This is a genomic window from Pseudomonas sp. PONIH3 (assembly GCF_002934345.1).
GTDB classification, from domain to species: domain Bacteria; phylum Pseudomonadota; class Gammaproteobacteria; order Pseudomonadales; family Pseudomonadaceae; genus Aquipseudomonas; species Aquipseudomonas soli.
The window spans coordinates 1911351-1928814 of sequence record NZ_CP026386.1; the positions used below are offsets into that span (position 1 = coordinate 1911351).

16 protein-coding genes are annotated in these 17464 nt (G+C 58.6%); 7 read left to right on the plus strand and 9 right to left on the minus strand.

The genetic code is table 11. The annotated features are described in order from the left end of the window. Positions 1–9 precede the first annotated feature (9 nt). Genes C3F42_RS08715 through C3F42_RS08740 form a run of 6 tightly spaced genes read right to left on the minus strand, consistent with a single transcriptional unit; the run spans position 10 to position 6143 of the window. A complete protein-coding gene (locus tag C3F42_RS08715) occupies positions 10–1065 on the minus strand; it encodes a nucleotidyltransferase family protein (protein ID WP_094010713.1) in 1056 nt (351 codons plus the stop codon). Positions 1066–1079: 14 nt separating this feature from the next. Beyond that, positions 1080–1757, minus strand: a complete 678-nt coding sequence (locus tag C3F42_RS08720) for an acetyltransferase (RefSeq protein ID WP_232888241.1) — start codon at positions 1755–1757, stop codon at positions 1080–1082. Then, entirely contained in the window at positions 1754–2839 is a 1086-nt protein-coding gene (gene neuB / locus C3F42_RS08725; protein WP_094010715.1) for an N-acetylneuraminate synthase, read from the minus strand. Before neuB ends, C3F42_RS08720 begins: the two co-directional genes overlap by 4 nt. A 3-nt stretch (positions 2840–2842) precedes the next feature. Then, positions 2843–3997, minus strand: coding sequence for a UDP-N-acetylglucosamine 2-epimerase (gene neuC / locus C3F42_RS08730; protein WP_094010716.1), 1155 nt, complete (start codon positions 3995–3997; stop codon positions 2843–2845). Further along, positions 3994–5154, minus strand: coding sequence for a LegC family aminotransferase (locus C3F42_RS08735; RefSeq protein ID WP_094010717.1), 1161 nt, complete (start codon positions 5152–5154; stop codon positions 3994–3996). The genes neuC and C3F42_RS08735 overlap by 4 nt, the downstream gene beginning before the upstream one ends. A gap of 8 nt (positions 5155–5162) precedes the next feature. Further along, positions 5163–6143, minus strand: coding sequence for an NAD-dependent 4,6-dehydratase LegB (locus tag C3F42_RS08740; protein ID WP_094010760.1), 981 nt, complete (start codon positions 6141–6143; stop codon positions 5163–5165). Between the two features lie 737 nt (positions 6144–6880). Here C3F42_RS08740 and C3F42_RS08745 point away from each other — a divergent pair. The 6 genes from C3F42_RS08745 (at position 6881) to C3F42_RS08770 (ending at position 13715) form a co-directional block, all read left to right on the plus strand. Beyond that, on the plus strand, positions 6881–7975 hold the full coding sequence (locus tag C3F42_RS08745; RefSeq protein WP_094010718.1) for a nucleotidyltransferase family protein: 1095 nt from the start codon (positions 6881–6883) through the stop codon (positions 7973–7975). A gap of 57 nt (positions 7976–8032) precedes the next feature. Further along, the gene (locus C3F42_RS08750) at positions 8033–8527 is read left to right on the plus strand and encodes a hypothetical protein (RefSeq protein ID WP_143067532.1); all 495 of its coding nucleotides are present in this window, start codon (positions 8033–8035) and stop codon (positions 8525–8527) included. 127 nt (positions 8528–8654) lie between these two features. Then, on the plus strand, positions 8655–10214 hold the full coding sequence (locus tag C3F42_RS08755) for a hypothetical protein (RefSeq protein ID WP_094010720.1): 1560 nt from the start codon (positions 8655–8657) through the stop codon (positions 10212–10214). After that, positions 10211–11062: an ABC transporter permease gene (locus tag C3F42_RS08760; RefSeq protein ID WP_094010721.1), complete on the plus strand. Its 852-nt coding sequence runs from the start codon at positions 10211–10213 to the stop codon at positions 11060–11062. Before C3F42_RS08755 ends, C3F42_RS08760 begins: the two co-directional genes overlap by 4 nt. Continuing rightward, complete coding sequence (locus tag C3F42_RS08765) at positions 11059–12453, plus strand: ABC transporter ATP-binding protein (protein WP_104444276.1); 1395 nt, start codon at positions 11059–11061, stop codon at positions 12451–12453. The genes C3F42_RS08760 and C3F42_RS08765 overlap by 4 nt, the downstream gene beginning before the upstream one ends. After that, positions 12408–13715, plus strand: coding sequence for a hypothetical protein (locus tag C3F42_RS08770; protein WP_104444277.1), 1308 nt, complete (start codon positions 12408–12410; stop codon positions 13713–13715). Before C3F42_RS08765 ends, C3F42_RS08770 begins: the two co-directional genes overlap by 46 nt. On the opposite strand, the gene istB is transcribed toward C3F42_RS08770, so the two are convergent. Both istB and istA read right to left on the minus strand, forming a co-directional pair. Further along, positions 13666–14406 (minus strand): IS21-like element helper ATPase IstB, encoded by a 741-nt coding sequence (gene istB, locus C3F42_RS08775; RefSeq protein WP_064491510.1) that lies wholly within the window; start codon positions 14404–14406, stop codon positions 13666–13668. The two genes, C3F42_RS08770 and istB, sit on opposite strands and share 50 nt — an antisense overlap. Further along, positions 14403–15923 (minus strand): IS21 family transposase, encoded by a 1521-nt coding sequence (istA, locus tag C3F42_RS08780; protein ID WP_081273177.1) that lies wholly within the window; start codon positions 15921–15923, stop codon positions 14403–14405. The genes istB and istA overlap by 4 nt, the downstream gene beginning before the upstream one ends. A 167-nt stretch (positions 15924–16090) precedes the next feature. Between istA and C3F42_RS08785 the strand changes: the two genes are divergently transcribed. After that, positions 16091–16399, plus strand: a complete 309-nt coding sequence (locus C3F42_RS08785) for a hypothetical protein (protein WP_104444278.1) — start codon at positions 16091–16093, stop codon at positions 16397–16399. A gap of 11 nt (positions 16400–16410) precedes the next feature. Here the strand turns inward: C3F42_RS08785 and C3F42_RS08790 are convergent, their stop codons facing one another. Beyond that, a complete protein-coding gene (locus C3F42_RS08790; RefSeq protein WP_100774681.1) occupies positions 16411–17439 on the minus strand; it encodes an IS30 family transposase in 1029 nt (342 codons plus the stop codon). Between the last annotated feature and the right edge of the window lie 25 nt (positions 17440–17464).

Consider the following 17464-nt stretch of genomic DNA (forward strand, 5'->3'; position numbering starts at 1 on the left):
AGTTCGAAGTCAAACAAGATACTTACTACGGGCCAGGTGCAGGTCGTCGGGGCGACCGACATCCAGCCAGGGCTCATGCATAGGAAAAGCGATTGTGCTTTCACCCCTTTGTTGCAAACGCTCGAACAGTGTCGGCATGTCGCACTGCCCCCCCACCTCGAACACATCCAGCGATCGAGGATCGAGTACATAGATGCCGGCGTTTACGTGGGTCTTGTGAACGGGCTTCTCTTCGAAGCCCACGATATTGATGCCATCCGTACGAATGACGCCAAACGGATTCTGCCACTCGTACAGGCGCACAGCCATAGTCGCCATGGCCTCATGTCGCAAGTGGAAATCAAGCAATTCGCCATATCGGATGTCGCTGAGCACATCGCCATTGGTGACGACGAAGGGAACATCCGGCCGAGGATCGATCAGGCTGATGGCACCTGCGGTGCCAAGCGGGGAGTCCTCGCGCAGGTAGGTGATATTGACGCCCAGCTTGCTGCCATCACCGAAATACTCTTCGATCATGTGACCGAGGTAGTGGATTGACAAGATGAATTTGGAAAAGCCATCCAGCTTCGCCCGCTCGATGATCAACTCCAGGATGGGTTTGCCCCCTACCGGCAACAGCGGCTTGGGACACTCCTCGGTGTAGGGACGCAAGCGCTTGCCCAGGCCCCCGGCCATGACCACCATGGCATTGGGGCGTTCGCTGGGCGCCAGGATTTCGTCCCATAGGTGCAGGCCGATCACCTTGCGCTCGGTATCCACGACCGGTAACTGGTGAATCTTGTTGGCCCGCATCAAATGGAGCACCACCTCACGGGACATTTCCGGTGGCACGACCAACGGATTCAGGGACATCACCTGCTCCACCGGACTGTTCATGTCGAGCCCGCGCAACAAGCCTCGACGAACGTCGCCATCAGTGACACTACCCTGCAACGAACCATCCGGCCCAACTACCATGACGATCTGCAAACCCAGTGCATCCAGGTTTCCAATGACTTGCTGGAGGGTTGCACCCAGCGGGAGCAGTGCCTTGCGCCAAACTTTCTGATCCAGTGGTTTCATAGTTCGCTCGTCCATCAAAGGAATCGGGATGGCTGAATTCGTGCTGGCGAGCCGATGATCAGATGCCCGCCAGGCAAGTCCCTGACGACGGTCGCACCCGCTCCGACCACCGCCTTTTCACCAAGCATCAGGCCCTGCACAACCGTTGCACCGGCACCGACGAATGCGCCGGAAGCCACGTTGACCCCCCCACATAGCACGGCCCCCGGAGCCACATGTACACACATGCCGATAATGCAGTCATGATCGACACTGGCTCGGCTGTTGATCACCGAATTGGCACCAATCTCGACACCAGGCTGCACAACCGCACCGGCCATTATCTGGACACCTTCATCCAGTTTCACGTCGGGCGCCACCCATGCAGACGGATGGACAAGCGCGGGAAAACGAAAACCTCGCGCCCTCAACGCATGGAAGATATCGGCACGACGCGACGAACCTACCACCTGGCCCACGCCATTGACCAGACCGACCGTCGCGGGATCCAGGTGATCGAGCGCTTCGTCTCCACCCAATACCGGGATGCCCTGCCAGTCCGCGACCTTGCCCGCCAACTGCGGGTCGGACACGCCGAGGACCTCGAGACCCAGCGAGCGAAGTAGCGCCAGCAGCACCTTGCCATGACCGCCCGCGCCCAGGAGGACAATAGGCAGCGGCTGGCTCACTGACGTCATTGGCTGGTCACTCATTCCAGGACTTCACCTGCCTGATAGGCACGGTTCGCACAGGTGCCGACCCGCTCCCAGAGCGTTGTCGCAGCCAGGCCACGACCGGTCCGGGCGGTCCCGAGGTCCTGCCTTTCGAGGCGTTCGCCAGCGGCGACATCACGCAGCACGATGACTTGCTGGCGTGCCGCGGTACGGGTATCCCACTCACTGAGCTGCGGCGCCTTGGCAGCCAGCCCGAGCGCCTGTTGCAGGGCACGGATCTGCTCGACCATCTGGCGCAATTCGTCCGGCTCCAGCGAAGCCTTGTGGTCCGGCCCCGGCATATTACGGTCCAGGGTGAAGTGCTTCTCGATGACCCGGGCCCCGCGAGCCACTGCTGCCAGCGGAATCAGCAGGCCTTCGGTATGGTCCGAATAACCCACCTCGAGACCAAAGGCATTGCGCAGGGTATCCATTGCCCGAAGGTTGACCTCCTCCATGGGCGTCGGATATTGCGAGGTGCAATGCAGCAGGGTGACATGCCCCTGCAACCGCGCCCTTGCAGCAGCATCGCCCCAGCAACGCCAGACCTCGGCCATGCTGGCCGGCTCCTGCACGTCGGCGAGCGCATGCGCGACGATCGCCAGGCCCTGCTCAACTTCGCTGAGCGTTGCCATGCCAGTCGACAGCACCAGTGGCTTGCCGGTCCTGGCGAAACGCCAGAGCAGCGGGCCATTGGTCAACTCACCTGACGGCACCTTGAAAAAGGGCATGCCAAGGTCGCAAAGGAAATCGAGGCTATCGACATCGAACGCGGTGCTGATGAACTGGATGCCGCGCGCCTTGGCGTGGTCCTGCAAGTCCTTGTGCCAGGCACGTGGAAGCTCGAGCTTCTGCAGCATCGCCAGCTGGCTCTCGGACGCATCGGTGGTATTTTTCTGGTAGCCCGCCTTCGGCGCTGTCGCCGAAGCCAGCTTGCGCGCATCGAAAGTCTGAAACTTGACGGCGTCGGCGCCGGCCTGGGCGGCCTTGTCTACCAGCTCGAAGGCCAGCTCGCGCTCACCGTTATGGTTGACGCCCGCTTCCGCAATGATGAAAACCGAATCCTGATGTTCTCGATTCATGTATCAGTCCAGATCGTAAAATGATTTGTGCCCGGACAGGTCGCAGGTCTCGAGGACACGAGCAATCGATGCAGCAGCATCGCCCTGTCCGTAGGGGTTCACGACATCCCGACAAACGTCGGCGAACGCCGGACTCAAGACCTTCTCGATTGCCTGGGTGATGCCCTGCCTGGTCGGCTCGCAATCGAGCACCGACTCCGCACTCAGCCGCCCCGCCTGGCGAGCACCGATGTTGACTGTCGGCACACCGAATGCAGGCACCTCGATGATGCCACTTGAGGAGTTGCCGATCACCGCTGCCGCCCGGGGCACCACGCTCAGGTAGCGTCGAAAGCCCAGCGACGGAATGGCCAGCACCCGCTGCGGGTGCGCCGCGGCATAAGCCTCCAGCCGGGGGATAATCGCCCTACCGCCGTTGTCGGCATTCGGGTAGGTGATGACCACGGCATGCTCGGGAAACGCATCGAGCGCCTGCAGCAAGGCCTCGAAGCTCGCTTCGGGATCTTCCTCCAACAGAGTCACCGGGTGATAGGTAACCATGAAGAAGGGCCTGGACAGATCGAACGAAAGGCTTTGCTGCAACTCTACCAGGCTCATCCGCTCGGTTCGCTTGAGATGATCGAGGCCGACCGCCCCCACGTTGAACACGCGGGATGGGTGCTCGCCCATCTGGATGACCCGTCGGCGATACGGCTCGGCCGCCACGAAGTGCAGGTAGGCCATCTTGCTGATCGCATGGCGGATGGCATCGTCGTAGGCACCTTCGCTCAGCTCCCCGCCATGCAGGTGAACCAGGGGAATGCGCATGACCAACGCCACCTGTGCGATGCTCAAGGCTTCGAAGCGGTCGCCCAGCACCACCAGCAGGTCCGGGCGCAGGCGATCCAGTGCATCGGCGAAACCCAGGGTGCCAAGCCCCATGGATTTCGCCGTACCTACATCGGTGTTGGAGGATAACAGCATCTCCACCTTGGCATCGATAGAGATACCATCGGCTTCGATCTGTCGCCATGTTTCACCGAACTCAGGAGAAAAATGCATGCAACCCGCAATGAGCTGGAGCTCCAGATCATCGCTGGCCTGGATCTCCCGAATCAGCCAGTAAAGCAATCCGTACTCGGCGCGAGTACCGGTAAATATCGCGACCCGACGCTTCATGCCGTCTCCTGGACGGGTACGCTGCTGGGCAGATTGACGACACGCGCCTCGAGCCACTCGGCGTTTGCCAGGTCGCCTCGCGGGCACCCGGTATAGGCTGGCAGGCGATTCATCAGAGCCCAGATCGGCCGGGTCATGACACCCGCCTCATTGGTCCCCTTCAACAGCGCATCACGCTGTGCGAGATCTTGGCAGACCACGGCATTCAGCCAGTAGTTGGAACGGCAACCCTCAGGCTCCACGACGAACTGCAGACCGGCCTCGTTGCCCTCCAGCTCGGCACGGTAAGCCTCCGCCAGAACCCGCTTGGCGGCGAGGAAACCATCCAACTGCTCGAGCTGGGCACACCCCAGGGCCGCATTGATGTTGGGCAAGCGATAGTTGTAGCCAACCTCGTCATGCACGTACTCATAAGGATGCGCACGCTTGGCCGTGGTGGTCAGGTGCTTGGCCCGACTCCCCATCGTCTCGTCGCGGGCGAGGATCATTCCGCCGCCGCCCGTGGTGATGACCTTGTTGCCGTTGAAGCTCAAGGTACCCAGCTCGCCGAAGGTGCCGGTATGCTGACCCCGGTAGTAGCTGCCCAGCGATTCCGCGGCATCCTCGACCAGCACCAGCCCCCACCTCTCGCACACTCGAACAAGGTCAACCAGCGCTACCGGGTGACCAAAGGTATGCATCGGCAGACAAGCCCGGATGATGCGACCGTCCTCGCGCAGGCGGCACAGACCGTCGTCACCGCGCTCCGCCACCTGCTCCAGCCATGCATCGAGCGCACGGGGGGACAGGCCCAGGGTCTCACGATCAACGTCGACGAACGCCGGTGTGGCACCACAGTAGGCGATGGCGTTGCAGGTGGCGACGAAGGTCAACGACTGAGTCACGACCAACTCGCCTGGCTTCACACCCGCCAGCAGTAGCGCAACGTGCAGCGCCGCAGTGCCGTTCACTGTGGCGACCGCACGGGAACACCCGGTATAGGCCTGCATGTCACGCTCAAAGCGATCGACGAAGGCGCCGACACTGGACACGAACGTCGACTCGATGGTGTCGACCACATACTGACGCTCATTGCCCGTGAACAGCGGCGCATGCAGAGGAATGAATTCGTCCGTGCGGTATTGCGCGCGAATGAATTTTACAAGTGAGTCGATCATTCGCGACCTCAAACGTTGTAGATAGCAGCTTTGTACTTGGCCAGGTTTTGCGGCTGAGTGAACCATTCGATGGTCTTTTGCAGACCGTCGCGAATGGAATACTCCGGCTTGAAGCCGGTCAGCGAGTTAATCTTGCTGTTGTCGCACCACAGGCGGAATACTTCGGATTTTTCCGGACGCACGCGCTGCTCATCGAAGAGGAACTCGACATCGCTGTTCATGAGTTCGCGGATCATCTTCAAGGTGTCGCCAACCGAGATCTCGAAGTTGGAACCGATATTCACCACTTCGCCAACCGCCTTGTCGCAACCTGCCAGTTCGAGGAAGCCGCGACAGGTATCCGCCACATAATTGAAGTCACGGGTCGGCGAGACATCGCCCAGTTTGATCTGGCGCTGACCGGAGGCGATCTGACTGATAATGGTCGGGATTACCGCGCGCGCAGACTGGCGTGGCCCGTAGGTGTTGAACGGACGGGCAGTGGTCAGCGGGAGGTCGAAGGCATTGAAGAAGCTCATTGCCATCGCATCGGCACCGATCTTCGAGGCGCTGTACGGAGACTGAGGCTGCAACGGGTGCTTTTCGTCGATCGGAACATATTGCGCGGTGCCATAGACTTCGCTAGTGGAAGTATGAATGACACGCTGGACGTTATTATCCAAGGCTGCCTGACAGATATTCAGGGTACCTTTTACATTGGTATCCACATAGCTATCAGGAGCAACGTAGGAATAGGGAATGGCAATCAGCGCAGCAAGGTGGAAGACCGTATCAACGCCCTTGGTAATGTGCTTGCAGTAATGCGGATCGCGCACATCTCCGTTAAGCACCTCGATATCGCTGAGGCAGTCCACATCCTCCAGCCAACCCCAATAGTTGAACGAGTTATATTGGGAAAGCGCCTTGACCTTATAACCTTGACGTACCAGCAACTCCGTCAGATGAGAACCAATGAAGCCATCGGCTCCTGTCACCAAAACCGTATTCATCTTCAACCCTTTAATTCGTTGCCAACGGGACCCGAGACACGGGCCACAGACCTTTGCGTTGGGAAGCCACGATGCCATGCCCCACCATTGCCACAATACTCGGCGAGCTCACAGAATCGCGACTGCAAGGCGCTAGCGAGCCGCTAGCCGCCTCGTCTCCGGACGGTACGGTGCTCCATGGTTGTCGGCCTTCGCCGAATCCACTCCTGCTACAGCGCCGGCATATGGGCAGGCAGCAATCGCCGACGGATCATAGCATGCCTCGTGCGCGAATGAGACTACACATTTCCTCGCCCCCATAATCGGCAACCTTGTCACGAAGTAGGTAGCGCACGGGTAGCCGACAATTCAATGCAGCATTCCTTTCCGACCAAAGGCAAAGGATATTTCCTACACCCCTAAAGCACAAAGCCTACAGAAATTCTCGACTAGAAACGATAATGCTCACCCCTGCAGGGACGATGACGCAAAACACATTGCACACGCAGGACAATCAAGATCACCCGATCAGCGCAACATCGACAAGATGGCAATTAGTCATCATCAGTCACGGCAAACGACCGACCCCGGACCTCTGGCGGACGCCTTGGGTATAGATCCTCCCGAGAAAATGATGGACAATCGCCGACCGCTTTCAGGCGCTTCAACCCGACACCCGCCGGCAAGTACTTTTTTCGGCCGTTACCCAGCAACGGACAGAATAACGCCCAGGCTCCGCTCAGATAGGAAATCACTTAATGACAAAGTGGACCAATACCATTGTTGCCTCCAACCATTCCCTTCGCGATGCAATTAGCCGGATCGACGCGGGCGGGTTGCAGATGGCGCTAGTGCTCGATGAGGAGCGGCGGCTGCTCGGCACCCTGAGCGATGGTGATGTGCGTCGGGCCATCTTGCAGAATGTCGATCTGGATACGCCTGTGCGCAACGTGGTCAACCAGTCCCCTGTCACCGCACACGTCTCCGCCTCACGCGCCGAGCAACTCGGCCTGATGCGACGCAAGACATTGAACCATCTGCCGCTACTGGATGACGAAAAGCGCGTGGTGGGGATGTCCACTCTCAATGACCTGGCCGGCATCACCGAGCGCCCCAACTGGGTCGTACTCATGGCAGGAGGGCTGGGTCAACGCCTGCGACCATTGACGGAAAACTGCCCGAAGCCGATGTTGACCATCGCCGGAAAACCGATTCTCGAATGCATTCTTGAAAATTTCATAGAACAAGGATTTAGACGGTTTTATATTTCGGTCAATTATTTGGCCGACATGGTCCGCGATCATTTCGGCGATGGCAGCAAATGGGGTGTACAAATTCGTTATCTTGCCGAAACCAAGCGCCTGGGCACTGCCGGAGCCCTGTCCCTGCTCCCGGAAAAGCCCGTGGATCCAGTGCTGGTGATGAACGGCGACCTGCTGACCCGCGCACGATTCGACTCGCTCCTCGAATACCACATCGAACATGATGCGCAAGCAACTATGACCGTTCGTGAGTATGACTTCCAGGTACCCTACGGCGTGGTGAAGATGAACGGCTCGAGCATCGCCGCACTGGATGAGAAGCCGGTGCACAGTTTCTATGTGAACGCGGGTATTTACGTCATCGCGCCAGGCGCGGTGGAACAGATTCCAAGCGACACCTATTACGACATGCCCAGCCTTTTCGAACACCTGATCGAGAAAGAGCATTCCACCGCAGCGTTCCCGCTGCGTGAATACTGGCTCGATATAGGACGACTGGAAGAGTTCGAACGTGCACAGCATGAGTGGCCTTCCCAGGGGCATCTCAACAAGCCGCACTTCACTCCCGCCGGCGCCCTGGAGTCGATCTGAGGCAGTTCTGCAGACAACCACGTGGTCCGAGCGAGGCAAAGCCAGCACGCCTCACACATGCACTTTCGCTGGAAACGCTTCAACCTCGTTGGTCAACAGTACTTTGACACCAAGCAAATCGAGATAGAAGGAAGCAATCCGATGGTAAACATTCTTCGTATAGCTGCAGTCTCCACCCTCACCTGCGCGCTGCTCAGCGGCTGTGACCAGTCCGCACCACCAGCACAGAACAACGCGATAGGCCGCCCTGCGGCCACGCAGAACACCACCGCTGAAGTCAAGTCCCAGGAAGCTCTCGGCCTGGCCCTGTCGTCGCCAGAAGCTGCCGCCCAGATTGCCGCCAAGTATCCTGAGGCCGTCGCCCAGGCGACCCTCAGGGCTTCCGAACAGGCACTGGCTGACTTCAAGGCCTCCCCCGAGTCCGCCAAGGTGAATCTGGCGGCTTATGCGCAACTGGCTACCGCTGCAGCCAGCGCAGCCCCTGATTCGAAGACGGTGCAAGACGCCGCAAGCAAGACCCGGGAATTCAAGGACAAAGCCGAGCGCATGTAACGCCACGCCCGTGATAGCCGGACGCCAGCGCTGACCTCATCGCTCGATGTCTTCAGCGCCGGCGCAATCGGGTTGGCGACCCGCAAACTCTCGATGGAGCAATGAATATGCAATATAGAGGTCAGGCATGACAGCTGGCAGCCCGTCGGGCAAAAGCATTCTCTTCGTTATAAACGAAGCAGGTGAGTTCGTTGAGCTCCGCCGTGTCGCACTCGCAGCAAAACAGGCGGGATATTCGATCAACTTTCTGTTTGCCAGCGCATCCTATGTGAACCTCAGACAGGATCGCGCCTTCTGTCGCCTCAACGGCTTCAATGATTTTTTCCCTGGACGCTCGCTGCGCCGCTCGCACCTCTCCAGGCAATACGCCAGCATCTCCCAGGACCTCGACAACGGTTACGCGCCTCACTCACTGAAAAATGCCACACGACCACGCATCAGCAAGCTGGCGATGTGGAGCGCACTCATCCTGTCTTCAATCAGCAGCCCGATCATCAGACTGAGCTCCAAGCTCAATGCGGCAGCGAATGCTCGCAAGGAGCGCCGCTCCAATCTGTTTCAGCCGTTCAACTACGCGCGCAATGTCTACAACAAGATCCGCCCCTCGCTGGTCGTGTTCGGCCAGGAATTCCCCGGATCGATCAATTCGTTGCTCACTCGCATGTGCAACAACGACAAAGTACCGACATTGATCATCCCCTTTGCCGTCGGCACCACCAAGGAAATGGTCGAAAGCCTCTCCGACAAGCCGGCCTACGACAGCGACCAGAACCTACTCAACCGAACGGCGGCAAAGCTGTTCCCGCACTGGGTGAACTACTACGCCGACAAGAAGCTGCTGCGCCTCCCTGGCGACAAGATCATTTTGCTCGAGGCATGCGGCCTGGCCCCGGAACACCCGTGGATCCCGAACAACAGCAAGGTCACCCGAATCGCGGTTGAAAGCCCGGAAATGCTGCGCTACTACCAACGCATGCAGTTCCCCGCATCGCAACTTAGCCTGACCGGCGCCGCGTACGACGACATTCTCTACAATGCACGCCACTCCGAAACAGCTCGCGACAAAGTGCTCCGTCGACTGCGCCTGGACAACAACAAGCCCTTGCTGGTGTGCGCTTGGCCGACGGACCAGTACGGTTCGCGCAATCTGCCCATGGAGTTCCCCAACTACAAGGCACTTTGCAACGCTTGGGCCAAGGCACTTGCCGTCGTGCACCGCTTCACGGACTTCAACGTCATCATTCGCCCTCACCCGGTCACCGACCCGGAGCTACTGATGGAAGTTCTGCGTCCTCACCGCCTCCATCATCGCGTGACCGATATCGACACCCTAGAACTTGTCCCGGCCTGCGACCTCTTCGTCGCCTGCGTGTCCTCGACACTGAGGTGGGCCACCGCCTGCGGCATCCCGGCCATCAACTACGACTGTTACGATTACGGTTACACCGACTTCGACAGCGCTGGCGGCCTGATCACGACCAACCGCTACAGCGCGTTCGTGCAGGCGATCGAGTCCATGACAGACAACAAGGAAGCCTACCAGGCTGCCCGCGCCCAGCAGCAGGCTTGCGCCAAGGAATGGGGACTTCAGGATGGTGACTCGATGAAGCGTATCATTACCCTGATCGGCGAACTGGCCCCCTCCTCCACGCCCCTCACCCCATCGACCCAAGACAACCGCCCATGAGTAAATCAGGAAAAAACCGGATCCCGCTCAAGGAGACGGTGGTCAGTAATAACAGCCAGTTCAATCTGCTCGGCCTGCTCAAGAATCTCTGGGAATTTCGCCTACTGCTCTGGGTGTTCTGCAAGCGCGATCTCAAGGGACGCTACACTCAGACAATCTTCGGCCTGGGCTGGGTCATACTGACACCGCTGATCACCGTAGGCGTATTCGTCATCGTCTTCGGTGTCATGGTGAAGGTCCCCACCGATGGCTTGCCCACCATCATGTTCTACCTGGTGGCGGTGATCCCCTGGTACGCCTTCATGAACGTGCTGAACCCCTCGGTCCAGATGATCGAAGGCAACGCAGGCCTGATCAGCAAGGTTTACTTCCCGCGGCTGCTGATCGGTGGCTCCTACGCTGTCGGCGCGGCGGTGGACTTCCTGATCGCCTATACCCTGCTCATCACCCCGTTCGCCATCGCCTACAATGTCTGGACGCCACAGCTGCTGTTGATCATGCCATTGCTGTTGCTCTGCACACTGATGACAGGCTTGGGGGTAGGCTTGATTCTAGCCCCCCTTAACGCGAAGTACCGTGACGTCAAGCATCTGGTACCCCTGGCCTTGCAATTGTTCTATTACTCGACGCCAGCCATCTACCCAGTTTCGGCAGTCCCGCCGTGGGCCAAGCCGTGGTACTCCGTCAATCCCCTGTCGCTGGTCATTTCCAGCTATCGAGACGCCATGCACGGACACTGGCCGTCGAGCAGCACCCTCTTCACGCTGATCACCATTGCCGTGGTGTGCTTCACCGCCGGCGTCCTGATTTTCCAGCATTTTGACAAGAACGTGGTGGACACCCTATGAGCTGGGCGATTCGTTGCGAAGAACTTTCCAAGCTCTACAAGATTGGAAAATCCAATGTCACCGCCGCTGAAATGGTCAATGAGCAAATCCGCTGGATGCTCGGCCGGCTGGCGCGCCCCCTGCGCAAGACTCAGTCAGCACTGCCGACACCGACGACCAACCACCACACGATTCTCGACGAACTGCAGACACAGGATGCGCCGGACAACCATTTCTGGTCCTTGAGGGATATCAACCTCGAGGTCGAACAAGGTGACCGCGTTGGAATCATAGGCCCGAACGGTTGCGGCAAGAGCACGCTTCTGAAAATCCTTTCACGGATTACCTCCCCCTCGTCGGGACTGTTCCGATTCAAGGGTCGGCTAGTCAGCCTTCTCGAGATTGGCACGGGCTTCCACGGGGACCTTTCCGGGCGGGAGAACATTTTCCTGAATGGCTCGATCATGGGCATGAAGCCCAAGGAAATCAGCCGTCGCCTCGAAGAAATCATCGAGTTCTCAGAGCTGGGCGAACTGATCGACACCCCGGTTAAACGCTATTCATCAGGCATGTACGTGCGTCTGGCGTTTTCTGTGGCAGCGCATCTCGAGTCCGAAATCCTGATCGTTGACGAAGTCCTGGCAGTAGGGGATGCCGCCTTTCAACGACGTTGCGCCGACAAGATGCTGCAGGTGGCCGACGAGGGGCGAACGCTGCTGTTCGTCAGTCATGACATGGACGCCGTGAACCGCATCTGCAACCGCGCAGTGCACATGTCGCACGGCAGGATTATCGAAGACAGCCGGATCACCCAGCCACAGCAAACCGCAGTGCACTCCGCAAGCGTATCTGACATCACACGCTCCTACATTCGCTCCGGCATCCGCCTGCAGCAAGAGATCGTATGGCCTGCCAACGATGCACCTGTATTCGACGATTGCGTGACATTGAATGCCGTGCGTCTAGTCGATGAACAGGGAACAGTCCGCAATGAGTTCGACGTCAAGGAAGACATCATTGTCGAAGTGGTATTCTCGGTCAAAGAAGAGAAATGGCCGATCAATGTTCATATCCATCTCAAGGACCTGGCAGGACACTACCTGCTAGTGTCGATGGACAATTCCAGGATCGACTGTGGCAAGCGCCGGCCAGGTCGATATGTCGAACGTTGCCGGATCGCCGCTCCCTTGTTGAACGCGGGAGACTTCAAGATCGACGTCGAAGTGTGGCCGGGTGCAGAAGTCGATCATCGGATACTGCAGCCTTCCATTCTGAGCTTCACAGTCTCCGACGATAGCCACCCTTCTGGCGTTCGAGGCAACTGGCCAAACGCCTGGCCTGGCTGCCTGCTGCGCCCCGAACTGCAATGGGACGTTCAAACGCCAGCGCCGCAGCGCTCGTCTCTGCCATGAATCCCGACGGGGCATCTCCAGCGATCGTGACGGACCAGGAAGCCCTGGTCCTTGTATCATTCGCGCACCAGCTCGTGCATGCTATGTGTGCAGTGGAACTTGACCGAAAGCTAAACGGTTTTTCCACGACCGGCCGTGTAATAGTGGCCGTCTGGTCCTACCAGACGGCCCACCACCAGCAGAACTCTACGACCCGGGCACTGTTCGAATCAATCATTCGCGCGTACCCATTCGCCGAACTGTTGTTCTTCTCGCTGAAAGAGCGCAAGGGGCCGCTGTCTCCCTACCGCAGGATCATGCAGCGCAGCCTGTGGCTCAGGCAGCGGCTTGGCTCGATCAGGATTGCCCATCCAGACTTTTTCTATGCACACGATGCCAGCGCGGACCATACCGCGCAGGCATTCATGCAGGCGCTGCAAGAGACACGGAACATCTGCTACGGCGATGCGCCCGGATTCCTTTATCCAGGCCTGCGCCCGCCCCGACAATCCTTGACGCTCAGCCTGTCCAGCCTGAAAAACATGTTGTGGCAGAGCCGCATGAGCCAGGTTCATGATTGGTACAGTGCGACTCACGCCTATGCAGCCGTTGATTTCAACGAGCGCGAGAAAGATCAAGCGTTACCAGAGCTGACACCGATTCCCCCTGATCTCCTCATACAGCACATTACCCAGCTGAGAGAGGTCCTTCCAGCGATAGCCGACTTCGAACACGTCGTGCTGGCAAAACAGCGCAGGCCCTCCACGGTGCTGTTATTGAGCAACTTTTCCAAAAGCCGCCTTATGAGCCAGCGCAACGAAGTCTTGCTCTATCAGCGAATCTGCAATGAAAACATCACACCCGGAGCGCGCATACTCATAAAGAAACACCCCGGGACCACCCAGTGTTTCATGACGAGCCTTCTCCGCAGCCTAGATAACTTCCAAGTCGAGGTATTTCCCCAACACCTAGAAGACCTTCCCATCGAGTTATTCACGGAAATCAGCACGCACACGCTGGTTCTGTCTGTATCTTCGGCATCGGCGCTGTTCAGTCTGATGCCGGAAAGCAAGGTAATCCATGCTTTGAAACAGAAACATATCTGTAAGCTGTTTTACCCAACACAACAGAACTATATGCTCGCAGCCAACAATAAAATCCTGATCCATGCCTGTCAATGGCCATTAATTTTGACCCACTTTTGGCCAATAGAATTGACCCACTTGCTCACCGCTAACCGCCGGTTTTCTGCTTCAAACGATAGCTCTCACCTCCCAGCATAAAGATGTGTGAATGGTGGATCACGCGGTCGATGATGGGCACGGCCACGTTGTCGTCATGGAAGAACTCGCCCCAGCTGGTGAAGTCCTTGTTGGTGGTCAGGATGACCGAGCGGTACTCGTACAGGTTGTTGATTAACTGGAACAGGTTGTACCGGGCTTGGCGCGTCATCGGCAGGTAGCCCAGCTCATCGATGATCAGCACGTCGTATTTGCTCAGCTGATTAAGGCGCTTCTTCAGCTCGCCCTTCATTTCCGCCAGCTCCAGATCCTCGACCAACGCCAGAGCCGTGCGGAACAGCACCTTGTAGCCCGCCTGAACCGCCTTGTGGCCAATCCCAATGGCCAAGTGGGTCTTGCCCACACCCGGTGGTCCGATGAACACCAGGTTGTCGCGGTTGTCGATAAAGCTGAAGTCCAGCAAGGTGCTGACCTGGCGCTTGGTGATGGTGGTCTGGTGCCGGTAATCGAAGGCCTCCAGATGCTTCTCCGAGGGGAACTGCGCCTGCTTGAGGTTGCGGCTTACGCGGCTACTGGAGCGGGCGTTAAGCTCATGCTCGACCAGTGACTGGGCGAAGCTCAGGTAGGACAGTTCATTGGCTTCGGCTCTGGCCAGCAGGGTGGCCAGCTCACCCGCGGTCGCGCTGAGGCGCAGGCTTCGGTACTGCGCGATAGTGCTGTCGAGCAGGCTCATTGGGTCACCCCGTGGCCAGTCGACTGGCCAATGCGGGCATAAGCGTTCAGGTCGGCGTGACTAACCTGGCTACCGGCCTCTGGCGCATAGTCATGGTCGCCGATGATCCGGCCCCGCGCCTTGGCTTGCTGCCATGCTTCGAGGTAGCGCTTGAGCCCGGTGGCGGTCAGTTCACTGCGCTCGCACAACTCGCCGAGCAACGCCGTATCAACCGGCGCATGGGCCATGAGCAGGTCGCGTGCAGCAACCAGCTGATCCTTGTAGATACGCGGCGAAGTACGCTTGAGCAGTTGGCACAGGGTTGCCCCAAGGGCATCGGGCAGGATCGAGTCGATGCCGCGCTCCAGGTCGGTAATGCGCTGGGCATGGTCTCGGTAATGGTTGTTGTTCTTGATCATCCGGCCCTTGGCCTTGCACAGGTCATGGGTGGCTATGAGTTCACCGCTCTCCAGGTCATGGATCAGCAACTGGTTGTCCTGTGCGCTGACACCGACACGGGCTTGCTGCCAGGCCATGGGTACCGAGTACTTGTTGGCCTGCCATGAGATCAAGCCGGTCTTGTCGACCTTGCGGGTCTCCCTTGTCGGCGCCACGTGCAGCAGGTTCTGCGGGACGAGATAGGGCTTGAGCTGACTACGCTCCAGTGCCTCGAAATGCGCTCTTGGATGCTGCCCCGTCGTGCCGTGCACGCGTGCGTTGGCGACAGTCTCGAGCCAATCATTCAGGTGCTGTCGGACGGCGGCCTCGTCCTGGAAGTGCTCGCCGTAGAAGCAGTCACGCTTGACGTACTTGACCCCGGCCTCCACCTTGCCCTTGCTCTCCGGGTCATAGCCCTCGCAGGCATGGATGCGGTACCCGACGGTAGTCGCATACTGGTGGAAGCGCTGGTTCAGCGTCAGCTCACGGTACTGCTCGTTGATCACCACCATCTTGGTCTGATCGTAGATGCACTCCTCGGTGACGCCGCCGAAGTAGCGGAAGGCCTCGTCGTGCATCTGGATAAACCGTTCGGTATCCAGCGGCCGGAAGTTCAGACCGACATACATCAGCCGTGAACAGGACAGCACAAACACCACAAAATGAACGACACGCTCCAGGCCGCCAATCATGACGCCTCGCAGCTCACCGGGGTCGACCTGACACTGCACGCCAGGCACTGACTCAACGACCGGCTCGTAATAGCGCAACTGGCCACTGGCAACCTGCTGCTTGAGCGCTTGCACATAGCGGCGAATGCTCCGGTCTGACACCGCCAGCTCGGTGGTGCGCTCCCTCAGGCGACGGGCCAGCTTGACTGCGCTCAGGGCTGGAAACTGACCCAACTGATTAATCAGATAATCGCGGTGCTCGTCGAGCACCTTGGTGCGTGAAGGGTCAGCAATGGTAGCGCTGATCTGCATCTCATCCAGGTGGAGATACTTGCGTACGGTGTTCCGGGAAATCCCCAGCTCACGACTGATGGCACGGACCGACAGGCCTCGGCCCTGGTCATACAACCCCTTGATCTTGTGAATCACAACCCACTCCTTCAATGATCTGTCCCCGGCCTGTGCATAAGGCGGGTGACGCTACATGGTCGGTGGCCAATGCCACTATGGGTGGGTCAAAATTGTTGGCCAGAGGTGGGTCAGTTTAATTGGCCATTAACACATGCCAAAACTGTCCGTCCTCAAACCTTAAGTACATGATCACTAAAGACCGAACCAGATATCCGCTCGTTGCTTTTTTTGCCACGACCCTGACAGCCTTGTTGTCGACCGCTACGCAAGCGGCGCCGGCTTATCAGATCGACACCCTTCCGATCGATATCACCAAACCAGGCACTTACAAACTCAGCAAATCCCTCAGCGCAACTGGGAATGCGATTCAAATCCTGAGTGACGACGTCGAGATCGATCTCGCGGGATACAGCATCACTGGCCCGGCCGATGACAAAGTGGAGACACTGGGCATCTACTCGTTTGGAAATAACCACGGCGGTTGCAGGAGCTGAGTGCAACACGGTCATTGAATTGAAACTGGAGCATCATGCCGCATAGCCATGGCCTTCTGCATCACCTCGCCCATAACTTCGATTGGGCATTTGAAGTCGAAGCGCTTACGCGGACGCATGTTCAGTTGCAGTGCGATGGCATTCAGTTCTTCCTGGCTGTGTACCGACAGGTCTGTGCCTTTGGGCAGGTACTGGCGGATCAGGCCATTGATGTTTTCGTTGCTACCGCGCTGCCAAGGGCTGTGCGGGTCGCAGAAGTAGATCGCCACGCCGGTTCTTTGGGTGATCTCGGCGTGTCGCGCCATCTCCCGGCCCTGGTCGTAAGTCATGCTCTTTCGCATCTCCAGCGGCATGCCATTGAGCGCGGCGCTGAAGCCTTCCAGCGCCGAAGTCGCCGTCGCGTCGTTCATCTTTACCAGCATCAGGTAGCCACTGGTGCGTTCCACCAGCGTACCGACGGACGAGGCGTTGGCCTTACCCTTGATGAGGTCGCCTTCCCAATGCCCCGGCATCTGCCTGTCTTCAATCTCCGGCGGGCGCACATGAATACTGACCATCTCGGGGATCTGGCCGCGCCGATCCACACCACCAGAGCGCGGTCGGCGTGTCGTCTTGCTTTGCCGCAGGCAGATGATCAGCTCCTTGCGCAGTTCACCGACCGGCAGGGCATAGATCGCGTTATAGATCGTCTCGCGACAGACGTAGGCATCTCTGAGGCTGGGAATGTTCATGCTGCGCAGCTTGCCGGCAATCTGCTCGGGAGACAAACGCTCACGGAGCATATGCGCCACCAACTCGAAGCGCTCACCACCCGGCAACAGCTTTCGCTTCGGTCGACACACCTGGCGGCGAGCCTGCATCTGCTGCTGGGCCGCGTGGGCCGAGTAGCCGCCACAGACATCTCGATTGCGGCGCAGCTCCCGGCTGATGGTCGAAGGGGATCGGTTGATCAAGCAGGCAATCCTACGCAGGCTGAAGCCTTGAGTACGACCGATTTGAATGGTGGCGCGCTCTTCAACGCTGAGTTCGGTATAAGACATAGTGGCAGCACCGTACCGGAAAGGT

What these genes read in the sequence shown, in the direction of transcription:
- C3F42_RS08785 (WP_104444278.1), top strand. Translation starts at nt 16,091, where the DNA reads ATGATCACTAAAGACCGAACCAGATATCCGCTCGTTGCTTTTTTTGCC.
- C3F42_RS08745 (WP_094010718.1), top strand. Translation starts at nt 6,881, where the DNA reads ATGACAAAGTGGACCAATACCATTGTTGCCTCCAACCATTCCCTTCGC.
- C3F42_RS08740 (WP_094010760.1), bottom strand. Translation starts at nt 6,143, where the DNA reads ATGAATACGGTTTTGGTGACAGGAGCCGATGGCTTCATTGGTTCTCAT.
- C3F42_RS08735 (WP_094010717.1), bottom strand. Translation starts at nt 5,154, where the DNA reads ATGATCGACTCACTTGTAAAATTCATTCGCGCGCAATACCGCACGGAC.
- neuB (WP_094010715.1), bottom strand. Translation starts at nt 2,839, where the DNA reads ATGAATCGAGAACATCAGGATTCGGTTTTCATCATTGCGGAAGCGGGC.
- istB (WP_064491510.1), bottom strand. Translation starts at nt 14,406, where the DNA reads ATGAGCCTGCTCGACAGCACTATCGCGCAGTACCGAAGCCTGCGCCTC.
- C3F42_RS08760 (WP_094010721.1), top strand. Translation starts at nt 10,211, where the DNA reads ATGAGTAAATCAGGAAAAAACCGGATCCCGCTCAAGGAGACGGTGGTC.
- C3F42_RS08770 (WP_104444277.1), top strand. Translation starts at nt 12,408, where the DNA reads ATGGGACGTTCAAACGCCAGCGCCGCAGCGCTCGTCTCTGCCATGAAT.
- neuC (WP_094010716.1), bottom strand. Translation starts at nt 3,997, where the DNA reads ATGAAGCGTCGGGTCGCGATATTTACCGGTACTCGCGCCGAGTACGGA.
- C3F42_RS08765 (WP_104444276.1), top strand. Translation starts at nt 11,059, where the DNA reads ATGAGCTGGGCGATTCGTTGCGAAGAACTTTCCAAGCTCTACAAGATT.
- C3F42_RS08755 (WP_094010720.1), top strand. Translation starts at nt 8,655, where the DNA reads ATGACAGCTGGCAGCCCGTCGGGCAAAAGCATTCTCTTCGTTATAAAC.
- C3F42_RS08790 (WP_100774681.1), bottom strand. Translation starts at nt 17,439, where the DNA reads ATGTCTTATACCGAACTCAGCGTTGAAGAGCGCGCCACCATTCAAATC.
- C3F42_RS08720 (WP_232888241.1), bottom strand. Translation starts at nt 1,757, where the DNA reads ATGAGTGACCAGCCAATGACGTCAGTGAGCCAGCCGCTGCCTATTGTC.
- C3F42_RS08750 (WP_143067532.1), top strand. Translation starts at nt 8,033, where the DNA reads ATGCACTTTCGCTGGAAACGCTTCAACCTCGTTGGTCAACAGTACTTT.
- C3F42_RS08715 (WP_094010713.1), bottom strand. Translation starts at nt 1,065, where the DNA reads ATGAAACCACTGGATCAGAAAGTTTGGCGCAAGGCACTGCTCCCGCTG.